The sequence below is a fragment of the Nonomuraea sp. NPDC050404 genome (assembly GCF_040655495.1).
Taxonomy (GTDB): domain Bacteria; phylum Actinomycetota; class Actinomycetes; order Streptosporangiales; family Streptosporangiaceae; genus Nonomuraea.
This window is the reverse complement of the sequence record NZ_JBFAKB010000003.1, coordinates 464386-481106: the sequence shown is the minus strand read 5'-3', so window position 1 is coordinate 481106 and position 16721 is coordinate 464386. Positions and strand designations below refer to the sequence as shown.

Sequence of the window (16721 nt, the reverse complement as noted above, 5' to 3'; positions counted from 1 at the left end):
AAGGGGGGTGTACTCTGCGAGGCGATCTATCATGCACCCCGGAGGTCGCATGCCCCCCACACGTGGTCGCCCCATCGCTCTCAAACTCCTCATCCTGCTGCTCGTTCCGCTGCTGTCCCTGGTCGGACTCTGGGCGTTCGCGGCGGGCCTGACCGGCGGCGATGGCGTGCGCCTGCTGGCGATCAACGACCTGGCCACCAAGCTGGCCACCCCCTCGGAACAGATCAACATCGAGCTGCAGAACGAGCGGCTGGTCTCGGTGGAGTTCCTGGTGACCGGGCAGGGCGCGGACACGATGGCCGAGCAGCGCGGCCGTACCGACCGGGCCGTTAAGTCCTTCCGCTCGTTGTCGGGAACGTTGCGCGACCTGTCGCCCGAGATGACCGCGCAGCTCAACGCGCTGAACGTGAAGATCGACCAGCTCGCCGACGTGCGGAGCGAGGTGGACGGCACGCTCGTCGCCCCGCTCGACGTCATCGAGGGCTACAGCCAGATCGTGGACTCCTCCTTCCGCCTGTACGACGCCATGGTCCTGGTGCCGGACATGGTCCTGTTCCAGCAGGCCAGGGCGGTGACCACGCTCGGCGAGGCCAAGGACGTGCTGTCCAGGGAGCGGGCGCTGGTCGCGATCGTGCTGGCCAGGGGCAAGGTCGAGCCGCGCGAACGCGAGGCGTTCACCGGGATGGTGGCGACCAGGCGGCTGCTGTTCGCCCAGGCGATCTCGCATCTGGACGCCGACCTGCGCGGGCCGTTCGAGAAGCTCAAGTCCTCGCCGGTCTACCGGGAGTTCCTGGAGGCCGAGGACTCCATCAGGGGCCAGGCCGCCGCCAACGGGCTGCCCGCCACCGCCGCCACCTGGCCCATCGACGGCGAGAACCTGTGGAGGGCCGTCGAGCGCACCCAGGCGGCGGCCGTGAAGGGCATCACCGACCGGGTGACGCCGACGGCCATCGGCATGCTCATCAAGATCGGCGTGGCCGGCGGCGTGGGCCTGATCGCCGTCATCGCCTCCATCCTGCTCTCGCTGCGCTTCCGCAAGCGCCTGGTGCGCGAGCTGGCCGGGCTGCGCGACGCCGCCACCGAGCTGGCGGAGGTACGCCTGGCGGGCCTGGTCAAGCGCCTGCGCACCGACGCGGGACCGCCCACGGCCGCCGAGATGGCGCCGCTGGAGGTCAGGACGGACACGTCCGAGGTACGCGACATCGTGCACGCCTTCAACGACGTGCAGTCCACCGCCATCGAGGCCGCCGTCAGCCAGGCCAGGCTGCGCCACGGCGTCAACCAGGTGTTCGTGAACCTGGCCCGGCGCAACCAGTCGCTGCTGCACCGGCAACTCCTGCAGCTCGACAGCATGGAACGCGGTGAGGAGGCGCCCGAGACGCTGGCCGACCTGTTCAAGCTCGACCACCTCACCACGCGCATGCGCAGGCACGCCGAGAGCCTGATCATCCTGTCCGACCAGGCGCCCGGCCGCGGGTGGCGCAACCCGGTGCCGATACTCGACGTCCTTCGCGCCGCCGTGGCGGAGGTGGAGGAGTACGAACGTGTGGAGGTGCTCGCGCCGCCGCCCATCGCACTGGTGGGCTCCGCGGTCACCGACGTCGCCCACCTGATGGCCGAGCTGATCGAGAACGCGACCCTCTTCTCCCCGCCCAAGACCAGGGTGGACGTACGCAGCGCCGGCACCCCGCACGGGCTGGTCGTGGAGGTGGAGGACCGCGGGCTCGGCCTGCCGCGCGCCGAACTCGACGAGCTGAACGACCGGCTGACCCGCACGCCCGAGTTCGACCTGACGCACGGCGAGCAGCTCGGCCTGTTCGTCGTGTCCAAGCTCGCGGCCAGGCACGGCATCAAGGTCTTCCTGGTGCCCTCGCCGTACGGCGGCCTGACCGCGACGGTCGCCCTGCCCGCGTCCATCCTGACCGACCAGCCCGCCCTGGCCGGCCGCTAGCCCGCGGGTCGCGCCGGGGGCACGTAAGTGAGCCCACCCGACGCGCGGGCGGCGGCCGTGGCCAGCAGCCGCTCGTACGCGTGCGCGGCCAGCAGCCCTTCGGCCTCCGCCGGCGTGAAGAAGCCGTAGTCGTCGAGCTCCTCCGCCTGCAGCTTGATCGGCGTGTCGGAGCGGACCTGCCCGCAGTCGAACATGAAGGTGACCACCGGGTAGGGCGTCCGCGCCAGCGCGTCCACCCAGCTCACGGTCAGCAGCCTGCCGGCCTCGACGGAGAGCCCGACCTCCTCGGCGACCTCCCTGACGCACGCCTGCGCGGGGTCCTCCCCCGGGTCGATCATGCCGCCGGGGAACGACCAGTGCTCCCGGTAATTGGGGTCGACCAGGAGTACCCGGTCGCGCTCGTCGGTGATGTACGCCGCCGCCCCCGCGATCACGCGATGGACAGTGGCCCAGAAATCATCGTTCACGCAGGCACTATGGCAGAACCATCCGTCAGGCAGGTGTCGGGCGCCGATCAGCCCGCCCTTGACCGCGACGCCGCTCAGAGACGCAGGAACGGCTCGCTGAAGTGGGAGGTCGCCATGATCGCCCGCTCGGCCCTGAGCGCGGCCAGCACCTCGGTACGGGTGCGCACGGCCGCCTCCTGGTCATCGTCGTAGAGGTAGCGGATGCTCGGATCGGCCACCTGCACGGGATGGTGAACCAAATCCCCCGTCAGCGCCACCTCACCGACCCTGACGATCTGGTGGCCCGGGGTGTGCCCGGGAGCCAGGTGGACGTGCACGCCCGGCGCCACCTCGGCATCGCCCGCCACGGCGTGCAGCTGTCCCTTGATGACGGCGAGGATCTCATCCAGCATGCGGCCGCCCGCGGCGTCCAGGTCGGCCTGCTGGACCACGTGCCTGGCGTTCTCGAACAGCGGCCTGCCGCCGGCGACCGCGCCCGAGGCGTGGTCGCTGTGCAGGTGGGTGAGGATGACGGTGCCGATCTCGGCGGGCGCGACGCCCGCGGCGGCCAGCTCGCCGGCCAGCGCGCCGGGAACGGGAGCCCAGCTCGACGCCGGCGAGTCCGCGGCGCCGACGCCGGTGTCGACCAGCGTCAGCCGATCCGCGGCGTCGCGGATCAGGAAGCAGTGGAAGTGCAGGAGCCAGGGCTCGTCCGGAAGTCCGGAACCGGGGAAGATCTCGCCCGTCGGACGGCGGAGCTCCGCGCCCATGGGGCCCACTGCGTCGCAGAGCGGCGTCACTTCGACGCCTGAAGCGGTGATCGGTCGGTGTGGCACCCGGTAAGACTAGGCGGCGACCGGCTGGCGCGGAACGTACTCGTTCTCGAGGTCGGCGGCGAACACGGCGCGGCGGCAGTTCGCGCACCGGTACATGATCGGGCCCTCGTCCAGCTCGTGGTGACACCGCGGACAGCAGTTGACGGTCTTCATGATGGTGCTCCCCCAAGGAGGCTTATCGGTGTTCGTACCTATGGAACCCTCATCGAGTTGCAGAGGTCCTGCATGCCACTTGACACGATGACGCTGCACCGACGGGGGTTCTGTGTCGCCCGGCACACCGTGTGCGGTAATTTTCCTCGCAACACGTCGCCGAGAAAATCATTCTCACTCCTACTGTCCCGGGTTCGCGGGTGAAAACCCGAGAACAGCCCGGGAATAGCCCAAGAGGGCTACATGCCCGCGAGCCGTCGGCCTACTTCCGTCCTGATCATCTCTCCGGTCCTGTGCGGTCCTGCGGCTCCCGATCGGGTGGGGCGTCGCCGCGATCCGGGGTCCGTACGGGTGCGGGCTCGCCGAGCCTGTCCGCCCGCTCACTCGCCCGTGTGACGTGCACCGGGCCCGAGGCCGAGCAGCGGATGTCTATCCGCACCTCGGTCTCGGCGGTCACGAACCGGGCCACCGCCCCGGCCCCCGGACCGGGCTCCACGGCACCGATCTGGTATCCCTGCGCCGGGCTCAGCGAGCGCAGGGTGACCCGGGAACGCTCGCAACGCGCGATGACGGTCCCGCCCGACGTGGTGACGCGCTTGGTGATCATCCGGGGGCCGGCCGGCGGGGCGGAACGCCGGGACGTCTTCCTGGAGACCGGCGGTTTCGACGGGGAAGGGGAGGACGGCGTACGGGACCTTGACGCCGATTCCGAAGGGAGCGGCCGCAGCCTCGGGGTCGCCTCGGTGAGCGCCCGCAGGACCTGCTCGGCCGACATGATGTTCCGTGACGGGCCGGTCAGGGACTCGCCGAGGAAACCGATGACGGCGACGCCCGCCCCCATCGCGGCCAGCACCGTGATCAGCCAGGCGGCCACGGCGAGAAGCAGGCGGCGAAGCACTGGACGCTCCCCTCCCTCGCTGCGGACCCTGTGACGGGCAAGCATCCCTGTGCGGAGGCTAAGGGCCGGTTAAGGGGCCGATAACAGGCGGATGCGGCCGCCGGGGAAGCGGCTAATGTGCCCGAAATGGAGAGCCTGAGGTGAGGCGCTGGCTGACGCTGCTCGTCACGGCAACGACGTCGCTCGTGCTGCTCGCCCTGATGGTCCCGCTGGCATCGCTGGTCGGTTCGGTGGCGGAGAACGGCGCGCTCACCGAGGCCACCGGGGCAGCCGAGTTCGTCGCGAGGGCCGCGTCCGAGAGCGACCCGCGGGCCCTGGAGCCGATCATCGAGGGTGCCACGGCGGCGTGGGGGCACTCCATCACGGTGTACCTGGCGGACGGCCGCAGGCTCGGATCACCGCAGCCGCAGTCGGCCGCCGTCCGTCTGGCCGCCTCCCACGGCCGCAGCGTCACCGCCCGCGCGCCGGGCGGCAGCGAGGTACTGGTCGCGGTGCAGAGCGCCGGACAAGGGATGATGGTCGTCCGCGTCTTCCTGAGCGACGCCGCGCGCACCCGTGGCGTGGCGCCGGTGTGGGCCGGGATGCTCGTGCTGGGGCTGGTCCTGATCGGCCTGGGCATGCTCGTGGCGGACCGGCTCGCACGCGCGATCACCCGGCCGATGGCGACGCTGGCCCGCGTCTCGGACCTGGTGGCGGGCGGCGACGTCACGGCCCGTGCGGTACCCGACGGCCCGCGGGAAGTGCGCTCGGCGGCGGACGCGCTGAATCACCTGGCGGGCAGGATCGACGAACTGCTGATCCAGGAACGTGAGACCGTCGCGGACATCTCCCACCGCCTGCGCACCCCGCTCACCAGCCTGCGACTGGAGGCCGAGTCGTTGCGCGCGCCCGGGGAGGCGGCCAGGATCGAGGCCCGGGTCGGCGCTCTGCAGGGCGCGGTCACCGCGATCATCAACGAGGCGCGGCAGCGTACGCGGGAGCGTGCGAGTTGCGACGCGGCGGACGTGATCGCCGCCCGGGTGAGGTTCTGGTCGGCGCTCGCGGAGGACCAGGGCCGGGCCATCCGGGTCGATCTCGCGCCCGGCCCGCTCCTGGTGCCCGTCGGCGAGCCGGAGCTGGCCGCCTGCGTGGACGCCCTGCTGGAGAACGTCTTCGACCACACCGGTGTCCCCTTCTCGGTACGCCTGGAGCCGGCCGCCGCCGGCATCCGGTTCACCGTCGCCGTACCGGAACTTCACAACGACCCGGCACGAGCCCTTGATCTCGCCCGTCACACGGCCGAATCCGCAGGCGGTTCCCTGCTGCTCGTGGGCGCCCGCGACGGCGGCGCACACGTGGTCCTCGTGCTGCCACGGCACTTAGCTGCGACTTAGCTTTGCCGCAGCCCGGTCTTATCTTGACCAGGTTTTTACTTTGCGCCATGAGAAACACGACGAAGCACCTCATCGCAGGCGCCGGCATCATCGCGGCGCTCCTCGGCGGCAGCGCCTTCACCGCGGCCTCGGCCAACGCGGCCGACCGCCCCGACCGCACCGCCACTGCCAGGACGGCCGCGCAAGAGAAGAAGATCCAGGAGATCTCGGAGGAGCGCGCCGTCGAGATCGCCAAACTGAGGGCCGCCCGGGCGGGCCTCACTGTCGTCAAGGCCGAGCGCGTGACGGTCGACGGCGTGCCGACGTGGCGGGTCGAGTTGCAGAAGGGCCGCACCAAGTACGTCGTCGACATCGACGCCCGTACCGAGAAGGTCGTCAGCTACGACCGCACCCGGGTCGCCGCCGGTTCCTGATCTCCCTCTCCTCCTCCGGTTTGTTGAACGGCCACCGTGCTGACAGCTCCGCGGCGGCCTCCATGATGTCCACCCCCGCCATCGTGATCTGCACATCCGGGCGGGGGTGGACCGCTTCGCCCCGGGTCCCGTCCGACCTTCCGAGTCGGACGGGACCCTTGTCCGCTCCGGAATCACGGCGGCTCGCCCGCGTCAACCTCGCGGCTGACAGGGTCGTACCGAGGCGAAACAGCCGCACGATTGGAACGAGTCATCCGCCGGAGGCACCCCATCTCCACAACCGCGCCTTACCGCGTCGCGAATGTCGCGGCTGTCGTGAATGTCGCGACTGTCGCGACTGTCGCGAAGGGAGACACGCATGCATGCCACACGGCCGCGGGACGGGACTCTCGCCCGGCCATACGCCTTTTTTCGGGTGATTTCATTGGATAGCGGAGGAATCAAGTAAGCTGCTACCAACATGTAAGCCTCTGTCGTCACAATCGAAACATGAGTGTGCTGGCGTTGCGCCGACCAGGCTGGGCCGGACGACGGAGAGGACAGAAGGCGGACCTCAAGGTGATGACGGCACTGAGAGACCCACGGATACCCGTACGACACCCTGCGGACCGCGGCGACGGGCATGCGCGCCGCCAGGAGCCACGACCGTAGGAAAGCCCGCGGAACGTGCACGGGGGCGCAGCTCCCCCGCAAGCGGGATTGGCCGCCGCTCAGTCGTAACCGGCACGGCGGCGGCGCGCGCGTCCTACCAGGTGGCGACCCTCGGATCGCCACCGGCATGGAGTTGTCCCGAAATAGTCCCCCATGAGTGGGCGTGGCTTGGGCAGGTCACCGACGGGGCCGGCCGGGGCCGCTATGCAGAGAAGTGTTCGCGTTGGAGGGAGTCGGATGCGGACGAGTCTGGTTGTGGAGGCGCTCGATCGGGTGCCGGTTTCGGTGACGCTGTCACCCGGCCTGTCGATGCTGGCGCTGATCACCGATGCGCTGTCCGGCCGGGGACGTGGAGCCCCGGAGAGCTGGCGGCGGTCGCTGCGCGCGGCGGCCGGGACCCAGGATGTGATGGTGGTGCGGTCGCTGGCCTGGCCCGGTTACAGCGTGCTGCCCGACGTGGTGCTGCCGGGAGACTTCACCCGGGACGTGGACGTACCCGCGCAGGTGGCGATGCTCCGGGACCTGAGCCCCGACGTCCTGCTGAGCGAGCTTGAGGAGATCACCGACGGCCGGCCGGCGCCGCACTGGCAGGGCGCGGTGAACTATCCGAAGCGCTGGCTGCACGGCTACGCCGGCCTGTTGGAGGCCTCCTGGGCGGCGATGAGCCCGATCTGGCGGCAGCTCAGGCCCGTCTTCGACCGCGAGGTCGAACGGGTCGCGGTGGCCGCCGCCCGCGGCTCCCTCGACGTGGTCCTGGACGACCTGCACGCCAACACCAGCTACCAGGAGCAGACCCTCAGCTTCCCCGACGCCGAACCGGACACCTTCGCCATCGGCTCACGCACCCTGGTGCTCAAGCCGATGCTGGCCGGCTCGCAGGCTCTCATCGCCCGCCTGGACGGCCCCCACGCGGTCTGGATCGGCTACCCGGTGCCCGGCCTGGCCAACCCCCAACCGGTGGCCGGCCGGCAACGTTCCGACGAGCTCCAGTTCTTCCTGGGCGAGGCCCGTACGGCCATCCTGACCTGCCTGCAACAGCCCCTGACCATGGGCGTCCTGGCCCGCCGCATCCAGCAGGCGCCGAACATGGTGTCCTACCACTGCGACCGCCTCGAATCGGCCGGCCTCATCACCCGCATGCGCCGCGGACGCGAGATCTACGTCCACCGCACCCAGCGCGCCCAGATCCTCATGGACCTGTTCACCATCTGACGACCCCCTGCGGGCGCCGTCGTCGCCTCCGTCCTCCCCCTGTACGGCCGACGCGGAGGCACCGGACGACGTCGCCCGCACCCCGGCATCCCGGGAATAGCCCGACAGGGCATGGTGTTGTATGCCGTGGAACCTGTGGTAGGTTCCGAACCGAGTGTTGAGCTTCAGCTCCACTTGATGTGTCCGTCCGAACTTCTTCTTATTTCGGACTTCTCATTCGATCTTCGCCGGATCTTCCCGATCCGCGCGTGATCTCCACAGCAGGCCCCGCCCTTCTCCTCGGCGAGGAACGCCTCCTACGCGAGGTGCTTCTCCCAGGCGAGGAGCTTCTCCTACGCGAGGAGCTTTTCTACGCGAGGGGCTTCGCCTAGGCGAGGGGCTTCTCCTAGGCGAGGGGCTTCTCCTAGGCGAGGAGCTTCTCCCAGGCGAGGAGCGCGGCCCGCTCCATCTCATCTCTCATCACCACGCCGACGACCCTTCACGAGGGTCCGGCCGATCATCACCCAAGGGGACTTTCATCATGTCCACCCAGACTCACACCATTCCGCAGCAACGTTCTTCCGCCCAGATCCACCAGGTCAGTGGCCTCCTGGACGTACGCGACAAATCCGCCTTCATCCGGGCGGGACACCTGCCGGGACCGGGCGACGTGCGCCTCCCTCCCGAGAAGACGCGCCAGTACGACCTGCGCCCCGGCGACCACGTCACCGCCTCCTTCGCCGGCCACAAGCTGGTCGGCGTCGAGTCGGTCAACGGCGACACCGAGTGGCGCGGCCGTGCCCGGTTCGCCGAGCTCACGCCCGTACATCCGACCGAACGGCTCACCCTGGAGACCGAGTCGCTCAGCACCCGCGTCATCGACCTGTTCGCACCCATCGGCAAGGGCCAGCGCGGCCTCATCGTGGCGCCGCCCAAGGCGGGCAAGACCATGGTCCTGCAGGCGCTGGCCGCCGGGATCACCCGCAACCACCCCGAGGTGCACCTCATGGTGCTGCTGGTGGGGGAGCGTCCTGAGGAGGTCACCGAGATGCGCCGCGGCATCGACGGCGAGATCTTCGCCTCCACCTTCGACCACCCCGACCGCGACCACACCGCCATCGCGGAACTGGCCATCGAACACGCCAAGCGACTCGTGGAGGCCGGCCGCGACGTGGTGGTCCTACTCGACTCGCTGACCCGGCTCGGCCGGGCCTACAACAACCTGGCGCCCGGCGGCGGCCGCGTCCTGACGGGCGGCATCGACGCCCAGGCGCTCTACCCGCCCAAGCGCTTCTTCGGCGCCGCCCGCAACGTGGAGGGCGGCGGCTCCCTCACGATCCTCGCCACCGCACTGGTGAACACCGGCTCGCGAATGGACAACAACCTGTACGAGGAGTTCAAGGGCACCGGCAACATGGAACTCCACTTGGTCCGCGAACTGGCCGAACGCCGCCTCTTCCCTGCCGTAGACCTGGACGCCTCAGGCACGCGCCGCGAGGAAATCCTCATGCACACCAAGGAACGTCAGGTGGTGTGGCAGTTGCGACGCATGCTGACCGCCCTGGAAAAGCAACAGGGCCTGGAGATCCTCGTGGACAGGCTTCGCTCCACCCCGTCCAACGCCGCCTTCCTCGCCGAGGCAACCCCCTGACCCCACCCGACCCGCCCCGCAGGCCACACCGCACCACCTTGCCCGCCCACCGGACTGTCCACGGCCACGCATCGACACCACTCGCCACCGGCCCCGACACCACCCCGTCCCGGCCACAGGCCACCCAGCCGCCGCTTCGGGGCATCCGCCTCTCCGGTGCACAGCGCCCCAGCACACCGGCCCCGCGCCGCCCACCAAGCCGGCCGCGCCCCCGCAGCCCGCCCGACCTGGTGCCGCGTCGGCGAGAAGCCGTACGAACGAGCCCGGCGCAACGCACGGCGGCCGGCGCACAGGGCGGAACAAGGACTCAGCAGAACGTCGGCTTGCCGGCGTCCTTCGGTACCTCTGGCATGGAGTCGACGACCTCCACCTTCATCACCGCCGTACCAGAGGTCCGAATCTCCTTGGCCTGTCCGCCCTCCTGCTGCCCGATATAGCTCTGGTAGCCCAGGAACCGGTATGTGCCCTTCTCGAAGATGAGCTCCCCACGCTCCCAACCGTCCCGCACCTCGTACCTGATGGAAGCGCCGACCCCGCGCCGTCCGGCGGGGTCGGCGAGGTCCGGGACGATGGTCACGACGGGCATCATCGACAACGCGCCGAAGACCGTGGCCCTGGCCTGGGAAGATGCGAGCGGGTCCTGCGCCACGCCGAGCAACGACATCGCGACGGCCTTCTGGACCCGCATGCCGATCTCATCCTCGCCCAGGTTCGTCTCTCCTCGTCTGCGCTGGTCCGACCGGACGAACGCCTCCGCGTGCCGGCGGACCTTCGCAAGGAGCCGGTCAGGATCGGCGGAGAGATCGGCGGGCGACAGCGGCAGGGCGGCGATGGAGCCTCCGCGGCACTGCCCTTCTCGTTCGTACTCCACCGCTCCGGGGGATGGCAGGTACTCCGGGTGTTCACCGCTGATGACGTGCACCTGCCCGTACGTCGAGCGCATCAGGGCCTTGCCGGATCCCTCGCCCGGCGTCCACACCTCCCGGCGCACCTCCTGGGTGTACTCGCCCTGGGAGCCCGAGCCGAACGTGATGTCCCGCCGGTCGATGTAGACGAACTGTCCCGGCCCCGGCCGTAGGTCTTCCTGAGTCACGACCGAGGCCGCCTTTCGTAGCAATTGGGCGGCACTGGCCGGCGGCGTATTGAACGGGGCGGTGGCGTGATCGCCACCCACCAGGATCGCTCCCGCGGTCACCGCCGCCGCGAGGCCCGCGGCCACGCCGGCCCTCATCGCGAACCGGCCGCTCAGCAGACCGCGCAGAGGCCGCAGAGGCCGCCGGGGCACCCGCGCCAGCGGACTTTGGCCACTCCCGGCCCACGCCGACTGACCTCGGCCACTCTCGGCACGCATCGGCTGGCCTTGGCCGTTCTCGGCACGTTCTGTCTCTTCGACCAGCAGCATCCAGGCCCGCGCGGTCACCTCGGGCGTTGGGCCCGGTCGGCTGTCGTGGTGGTCCTTGATCGCTTCGAGTTCGTTCGTCACAGTGCCTCCCCGGCGGGGCCGATGATCTTGCGGAGTTTCTTGCGGGCACGGTTGAGACGCGATCCCACCGTTCCCTGCGGGATGCCGAGAGCCTCGGCCACCTCGTCGTAGCTGAGCTGGGCGCACGCGACCAGCAGCAGGACGTCCCTGTCCCCGGCCGAGAGCCTGGCCAGGCCCGCCGCCAGCCGTGGCTGCATGACCGCCGCGGAGACCCGCTGGACCACGCGCTCGTCGTGGCTGCCGATCTCCTCGGCTTCGGCGCTCCTGGCCAGCGCCCGGTACCTGCGTGCCTCGCCGCGACGATGCTCGGCGACGAGGTTGGAGGCGATGCCGTAGAGCCAGGGGCGGGCGCTGGAACTGGTGAGGTCGAAGCGTTCCCGGCCGCGAAAGGCGCGCAGAAAGGTTTCTGCGGCGAGATCGTCCGCGGCCGATGAGCCCAGGCGCACGTCGATGTAGCGGTGGATGGAGACGAAATAGCGATCGAAGACGGCGCCGAAGCGATCGGGGTGACGCCTCGACGCCTCGATCACCTGTGCGTCGGTGCCCTCGCCAGGGGGTGCCGAATCTTGGAGGGGTGCTGTCATGCAGGCCGGCCTTCCAGGCGGTTATGTCGGAACACCCCTTGTTCGGCGATCCACCGATTCCTCTTCACGGTCCGTTGGTGGGGCGGGTGGGTTCGCTTGTAGCGCAGGTGGATGTGGGGGGAATCGGGGGTGCAGGAGAATGGGGCGCATGTTGGCTGACATCGTCGAATACCTTGCCTGTCCCGTCTGCGGTGCCGGCGTGTGGCTGGAGGGTGGGGCTGTGCGGTGTGGGGGTGGGCACTCCTTTGACGTGGCGAGGCAGGGATATGTCAGTCTGCTCGTCGGATCCAGGCCCCCGGGTACGGCCGACAACCCCGACATGGTGTCCGCGAGGGCCCGGTTTCTTGACGCCGGGCACTACGCCCCGTTGGCGGATGCTGTGGCCCAAGCGGTGCGGGCGCATGTGCGGGGTGAGAACGTTCCAAGAAAACATGAGTCCTCTACCGAAACCAATGACGGCGGGGAGTTGAGGGCGTACCGTGGGGCGGGAGTGGAGGCCGGTTTCGGCATGGGGCCGCGAGGCGCCGGGCCGGAGCGGGAAACCGTCGATGATCGTCGCGTGGCGGGCAGGGCCGTGCCGGTGATCGTCGATGCGGGTGCGGGCACCGGGCACTATCTGGCGACCGCGCTCAATGGGCTGGACGATGGCATCGGGATGGCGTTCGATGTGTCGAAGCACGCTGTACGCCGGGCGGCGCGGGTGCATCCCAGGGCAGGGGCGTTCGTGGCCGACGTGTGGCGCCCGCTTCCGATCAGGAGCGGGGTGGTCGATGTGGTGATCGACGTGTTCGCGCCCAGGAACGGGCCGGAGTTCCGGCGGATACTGCGGCCTGGCGGGGCCGCGGTGGTCGTCACTCCCGCGCCCGAGCATCTGAGCCCCCTGGTGGAGGAGCTCGGCCTGCTCTCCGTGGATGCGGAGAAGGAGCGCAGGGTGGCCCGCAGCCTGGAGGGTTTCGTCGAGACGGGACGGCGCTCGATAGAGTTCGAGATGGAGCTGGGACATGGTGACATCGCCCAGGTTGTCGGGATGGGCCCGAGTGCATGGCATAACGAGGCGAACACGCTCGATGAGCGAATCGCCGCATTTGTCTCCCGAAAAGTCGCGAAAAAGCAGCCCAAAGTAGTAACTCGTGCTGCGTTTCACCTATCTATCTTCGAGCCCGCACCCCGATCAAGACCTGTTCCTTGACGGACATGTGCGACTGGTGTTACTGATGGGGCATTTAGTCCGAAATTCCCCCACATTCTCGGAGCATTTCCCCGGCTTAGGCGCAATACTGGACGGCATCCCACGCCCCTGGGCGCGGGACATCAATGGGAGGGGGCGCGCCGGATGAAGGCGGAGGAACGCTGGCAGGCCAGGTTCCGGGCGTCGCGCATGACGCTGCCGTCCTGGGCGCGTCAGGCCCCGAACCGTTCCATCTATCGCTCCAACGCAACAGGAAAGTGGGAGGTCTACGCCTGGGACCGTGTGACCGGTGCCACGCGCCAGGTCACCGACCAGCCCAAGGGCACCGCGTACGCGGCGATCGACCCCACCGGCCAGTGGATCTACTGGTTCGCCGACACCGACGGGGACGAGTACGGCGTCTGGTGGCGCAAGCCGTTCGGCGGCGGCCCCGGCGAGCCGATCGCCCCCGACCTGCTGCCAGGCCAGCCCAGCGGCATCGCGCTGTCCACGACCGGCACCGTCGCGATCAGCCTGGCCCGCGGTGGCGCGTTCCGCGTCCATCTCGTACGCCCGGGCGAGGCGCCCGAGACGCTGTACGAGCACACGGAGGCCGCCTGGGTGGCCGCCATGTCCCTGGACGGCTCCCTCGTCGCGATCAACCACGGCGAGTACGGCGACTTCCGCCATCCGGCGCTACGCGTCGTCCGCCAGAACGGCCACACGGTCGGCGAACTGCACGACGGCCCCACGAAGGGCGTGATCGGCCTCAGCTTCGCCCCGGTCCCCGGCGACCGCCGGCTGCTGGCCCTGCACGAACGCCGCCACCGTCACGAGCCCCTCGTCTGGGACCCGGTGACCGGTGAGCAGCGCGAGATCTGGCTGCGCGACTCCGGCGACCTGTCGGCCGAATGGTACGGCGACGGCCGCGGCCTGCTCATCCTGCGCGACGACCGCGCCCGCAGCTACCTGCACCGCTACGACCTCGCGGGCGGCGGCCTGACCCTCATCGACACGCCGCACGGCGTGATCGAGGACGCCGCGCCCCGGCCCGGCGGCCACGTCGAGTACTCCTGGTCCAGCGCCTCGCGCCCGCCCGTCATCCGGTCGAGCAACGGCCAGGTCGTGGTCAACCCCATCGGCCCGCCGGCCCCGCCGAGCGTCCCCGTCGAGGACATCGACGTGGAGGGCGAGGGCGGCCGGATCCACGCGCTGGTGTCCAGACCGGAGGTGGGCGCCGCCCCGTACCCTGCCGTCTTCCTGCTGCACGGCGGCCCGACGGCGCACGACCGCGACACGTTCTCGCCGGAGGTGGCGGCCTGGGTGGACGCGGGCTTCGCGGTGGTGCGGGTCAACTACCGGGGCTCGACCGGGTACGGCTCGGCCTGGCGCGACGCGCTGCACGGCGACGTGGGGCACATCGAACTGGCCGACGTGGCGGCCGTGCGGCAGTGGGTGGTCGATCGGGGCATCGTGGACCCCGCCAAGACGATCCTGGCGGGCTCGGCGTGGGGCGGCTACCTGACGCTGCTCGGCCTCGGCACCCAGCCGGACCTGTGGGCGTGCGGCATCGCCGCGGTGCCGATCGCCTGCCACCAGACCTCCTACGAGGACGAGGCGGAGAGCCTGCGCGCCTACCATCGCGTCCTGCTCGGCGGCTCTCCCGACGAGCAGCCGGAGCGGTACGCGGCCAGTTCCCCGATCACCTACGTCGACCAGGTCGAGAGCCCGCTGCTGATCCTCGCCGGCGAGAACGACACGCGGTGCCCGCTGCGCCAGATCGAGAAGTACGTGGCGGCGCTGGCCGAGCACGGCCGTGAGCACGAGGTCTACACCTACGACGCCATCCGGGGCTCGCTCGTGGTCTCGGAGCGGATCGCGCAGACGGCGCTGCAGCTCGAATTCGCCCGCAAGCACGTCAGCGCACCGTGACGGTTGACAAAGTGTAAGAACATTTGAGACCTGTATCCTTGAGTGTCGGCCATCGGGCCTGTCACCATCACGCCAGCCGTAGTCAGCTGGAAAGGCGCACCTTGAGCCCCACATCCGCATGCCCGCGACAGGCGGCGACACCCCCGGAGCGCCCGCGATCATGCCGCCCACGGTGATCCGGCCCGACCCCGCCGCTCCTCAGGGCGCGCCACAACCACCGGCGGCCCAGGACCGCGACACACCACCCATCACACGGGACAGCGACACACCGCCTACCACACGGGACGGCGACACGCCGCCCACCACACGGGACGGCGACACGCCGCACACCGCACGGGACCGCGGGATTCGGCCGGCCGCGAGGGACCGCAAGGCGCTGCTACCGAGCGCGCAGGACCACGATGGCCAGGTCGTCGGCGCTGGGTTCAGAGGCGAACTCGGCGGCCCCCCTGCGGATGCGCTCGGCCACGGCCCTGGCCGACAGCCCGGCGCACTCGGCCAGCAGCCTGCCCAGGCCGCCGTCGTCGTCGAGCAGCCGCCCGCCGGAGCGCCGCTCAGTCACCCCGTCGGTCACGGCCAGCAGCACGTCCCCGGGATCCAGGTGGATGGTGTCGGCCTCGAAGACCACCTCGTGGAAGACCCCGAGCAACGACTGCGGCGTGGTCACCGCCTCGACCTTGCCGCTCGGCTTGAGCCGCAGCGCCTCCGGGTGACCGGCCGACACCAGACGGACCTCCAGCCCGTCCGGCACGGGCGTGATGTCCCCGTGCAGCAACGTCAGGAACCTGGCCCGCTCGCCCTCCTCCAGGATCGCCTGGTTGAGCCGGCCGAGCACGGCGGCCACGCCGTACCCCTCCCTGGCCAGCAGCCGCAGCGTGTGGCGCGCCAGGCCGGTCACGGCGGCGGCCTCGGGGCCGGTGCCGCAGACGTCGCCGATCGCGAACCGCCAGGAGTCGTCGCCCGCCTTGAACAGGTCGTAGAAGTCGCCACCGACCTCGTTGGCCTCGCCGGCGGGCTCGTAGATGACGCCGTAGTCGAGCCCGGGAACCTCGGGCTCGTTGGGCGGGAGCAGGCTGCGCTGCAGGGCGCGGTTGGCGGCGGCCTGCTGGGCATAGAGCCGGGCGTTGTCCATGGCCAGCGCGGCGCGCCTGCTGATGTCCTCGGCGAACTGGATGACCTCGTCGGGGAAGCGGTCGGGCCGGCCCAGGCACATCATGCCGAGGCTGCGCCCGCGCGCCGTCAGCGGCACGGCCAGCACCTGCGACTCGGGCAGGTGGATCGCGGAGGTCACGCGGGTGTCGGCGGCGCCGATGTCCATCTCGTTGAGCTGCTCGCGCAGCCCGTCGATCCTGGCCTCGTCGGCGTGCCAGAGGTAGACCAGCCGCAGCGGCCCGGAGTTGTCGGAGGTGTAGACGGCGCACCAGCTCGACAGCCGCGGCACCACGACCTGGGCGATGATCGCCGGCACCATGTCCGGATCGAGCGTGCCCGCCAGCAGGTCGCTGGCGTCGGCCAGAAACCCCAGCCAGTGCGGCCCCCTGCTGCTCTCCTCCAGCCATTCGGCTGCGACTCGGTCCGCGGAGCCAGGTAGCGTGAGCCTTGCCCAATGGACACGGGAATCGCCCGCAAAGGTGACTCCCCACTCCTCCACGTTGACGGAAGGCGGTTTTGGATCACCCTGGGAAAGGTTTCGTTGCCGCAGCTCCACCTGGACTGCGTCCCCGAAATGCTTCCAGATCACCTCAAACGGCTCGTCAGCGACCTGCTCGGCCAGATCGGCGGCGACCTGCTCGGCGGTATGGAGCACGCCACCGGTGGCCCACGCGGTCATCACCTCGCGCGTGAACCTCATCGCAGCCGTCACAGCGGTCTCGCCCGGCGCGAACGTCGCAGCCAGCACCGCATGGGGAGAAGCAGTCATCCACACGTGCCTACCACACTTCCCGCTGACTTGGGGTAAATCCAAGGACAGGACTACGAGCTACTCATCG

Annotated in this window: 14 protein-coding genes and 1 pseudogene; 8 read left to right on the top strand and 7 right to left on the bottom strand. The window is 70.1% G+C overall.

The window, feature by feature from the left end:
- Window positions 1-49: 49 nt before the first annotated feature.
- Window positions 50-1951, top strand: a complete 1902-nt coding sequence (locus tag AB0I81_RS10700) for a sensor histidine kinase (RefSeq protein WP_360653412.1) — start codon at window positions 50-52, stop codon at window positions 1949-1951.
- Here AB0I81_RS10700 and AB0I81_RS10695 read toward each other — a convergent pair.
- From AB0I81_RS10695 to AB0I81_RS10680, 4 genes are all read right to left on the bottom strand, one after another.
- Window positions 1948-2418 carry an NUDIX hydrolase gene (locus AB0I81_RS10695; protein ID WP_360653409.1) on the bottom strand — a complete coding sequence of 157 codons (471 nt, stop codon included), beginning with the start codon at window positions 2416-2418 and terminating at the stop codon, window positions 1948-1950. The genes AB0I81_RS10700 and AB0I81_RS10695 overlap by 4 nt on opposite strands.
- A gap of 74 nt (window positions 2419-2492) precedes the next feature.
- On the bottom strand, window positions 2493-3167 hold the full coding sequence (locus AB0I81_RS10690) for an MBL fold metallo-hydrolase (protein ID WP_360653406.1): 675 nt from the start codon (window positions 3165-3167) through the stop codon (window positions 2493-2495).
- A 75-nt stretch (window positions 3168-3242) separates the two neighbouring features.
- A complete protein-coding gene (locus AB0I81_RS10685; RefSeq protein WP_360653403.1) occupies window positions 3243-3386 on the bottom strand; it encodes a hypothetical protein in 144 nt (47 codons plus the stop codon).
- A gap of 277 nt (window positions 3387-3663) precedes the next feature.
- Window positions 3664-4284, bottom strand: a complete 621-nt coding sequence (locus tag AB0I81_RS10680; RefSeq protein WP_360653400.1) for a hypothetical protein — start codon at window positions 4282-4284, stop codon at window positions 3664-3666.
- Between the two features lie 140 nt (window positions 4285-4424).
- Between AB0I81_RS10680 and AB0I81_RS10675 the strand changes: the two genes are divergently transcribed.
- The 4 genes from AB0I81_RS10675 (at window position 4425) to rho (ending at window position 9563) form a co-directional block, all read left to right on the top strand.
- Window positions 4425-5657, top strand: a complete 1233-nt coding sequence (locus AB0I81_RS10675) for a HAMP domain-containing sensor histidine kinase (protein ID WP_360653398.1) — start codon at window positions 4425-4427, stop codon at window positions 5655-5657.
- 47 nt (window positions 5658-5704) lie between these two features.
- Window positions 5705-6070, top strand: a complete 366-nt coding sequence (locus tag AB0I81_RS10670) for a PepSY domain-containing protein (protein ID WP_360653395.1) — start codon at window positions 5705-5707, stop codon at window positions 6068-6070.
- An 888-nt stretch (window positions 6071-6958) separates the two neighbouring features.
- The gene (locus AB0I81_RS10665; RefSeq protein WP_360653392.1) at window positions 6959-7933 is read left to right on the top strand and encodes a winged helix-turn-helix domain-containing protein; all 975 of its coding nucleotides are present in this window, start codon (window positions 6959-6961) and stop codon (window positions 7931-7933) included.
- Between the two features lie 520 nt (window positions 7934-8453).
- On the top strand, window positions 8454-9563 hold the full coding sequence (gene rho / locus AB0I81_RS10660) for a transcription termination factor Rho (protein WP_360653389.1): 1110 nt from the start codon (window positions 8454-8456) through the stop codon (window positions 9561-9563).
- A gap of 307 nt (window positions 9564-9870) precedes the next feature.
- On the opposite strand, the gene AB0I81_RS10655 is transcribed toward rho, so the two are convergent.
- The gene (locus AB0I81_RS10655) at window positions 9871-11046 is read right to left on the bottom strand and encodes a CU044_5270 family protein (RefSeq protein ID WP_360653387.1); all 1176 of its coding nucleotides are present in this window, start codon (window positions 11044-11046) and stop codon (window positions 9871-9873) included.
- Window positions 11043-11630 carry an RNA polymerase sigma factor gene (locus AB0I81_RS10650; RefSeq protein ID WP_360653384.1) on the bottom strand — a complete coding sequence of 196 codons (588 nt, stop codon included), beginning with the start codon at window positions 11628-11630 and terminating at the stop codon, window positions 11043-11045. Before AB0I81_RS10650 ends, AB0I81_RS10655 begins: the two co-directional genes overlap by 4 nt.
- Here AB0I81_RS10650 and AB0I81_RS10645 point away from each other — a divergent pair.
- The 3 genes and pseudogenes from AB0I81_RS10645 to AB0I81_RS10635 form a co-directional block, all read left to right on the top strand.
- Window positions 11629-11898 (top strand): annotated as a pseudogene (locus tag AB0I81_RS10645) (putative RNA methyltransferase); the annotation flags it as partial. The gene AB0I81_RS10650 and the pseudogene AB0I81_RS10645 overlap by 2 nt on opposite strands.
- 222 nt (window positions 11899-12120) lie before the next feature.
- Window positions 12121-12819, top strand: coding sequence for a methyltransferase type 11 (locus tag AB0I81_RS10640; protein WP_360653912.1), 699 nt, complete (start codon window positions 12121-12123; stop codon window positions 12817-12819).
- A gap of 144 nt (window positions 12820-12963) precedes the next feature.
- Window positions 12964-14730, top strand: coding sequence for a prolyl oligopeptidase family serine peptidase (locus AB0I81_RS10635; protein WP_360653381.1), 1767 nt, complete (start codon window positions 12964-12966; stop codon window positions 14728-14730).
- A 379-nt stretch (window positions 14731-15109) separates the two neighbouring features.
- Here AB0I81_RS10635 and AB0I81_RS10630 read toward each other — a convergent pair whose 3' ends face one another.
- Complete coding sequence (locus tag AB0I81_RS10630) at window positions 15110-16651, bottom strand: GAF domain-containing SpoIIE family protein phosphatase (RefSeq protein ID WP_360653378.1); 1542 nt, start codon at window positions 16649-16651, stop codon at window positions 15110-15112.
- Between the last annotated feature and the right edge of the window lie 70 nt (window positions 16652-16721).

Excerpts from the sequence above, each read along its gene's own strand:
- AB0I81_RS10665 (WP_360653392.1), top strand. The coding sequence starts at position 6,959 with ATGCGGACGAGTCTGGTTGTGGAGGCGCTCGATCGGGTGCCGGTTTCG.
- rho (WP_360653389.1), top strand. The coding sequence starts at position 8,454 with ATGTCCACCCAGACTCACACCATTCCGCAGCAACGTTCTTCCGCCCAG.
- AB0I81_RS10690 (WP_360653406.1), bottom strand. The coding sequence starts at position 3,167 with ATGGGCGCGGAGCTCCGCCGTCCGACGGGCGAGATCTTCCCCGGTTCC.
- AB0I81_RS10630 (WP_360653378.1), bottom strand. The coding sequence starts at position 16,651 with ATGACTGCTTCTCCCCATGCGGTGCTGGCTGCGACGTTCGCGCCGGGC.
- AB0I81_RS10635 (WP_360653381.1), top strand. The coding sequence starts at position 12,964 with ATGAAGGCGGAGGAACGCTGGCAGGCCAGGTTCCGGGCGTCGCGCATG.
- AB0I81_RS10700 (WP_360653412.1), top strand. The coding sequence starts at position 50 with ATGCCCCCCACACGTGGTCGCCCCATCGCTCTCAAACTCCTCATCCTG.
- AB0I81_RS10670 (WP_360653395.1), top strand. The coding sequence starts at position 5,705 with ATGAGAAACACGACGAAGCACCTCATCGCAGGCGCCGGCATCATCGCG.
- AB0I81_RS10685 (WP_360653403.1), bottom strand. The coding sequence starts at position 3,386 with ATGAAGACCGTCAACTGCTGTCCGCGGTGTCACCACGAGCTGGACGAG.
- AB0I81_RS10650 (WP_360653384.1), bottom strand. The coding sequence starts at position 11,630 with ATGACAGCACCCCTCCAAGATTCGGCACCCCCTGGCGAGGGCACCGAC.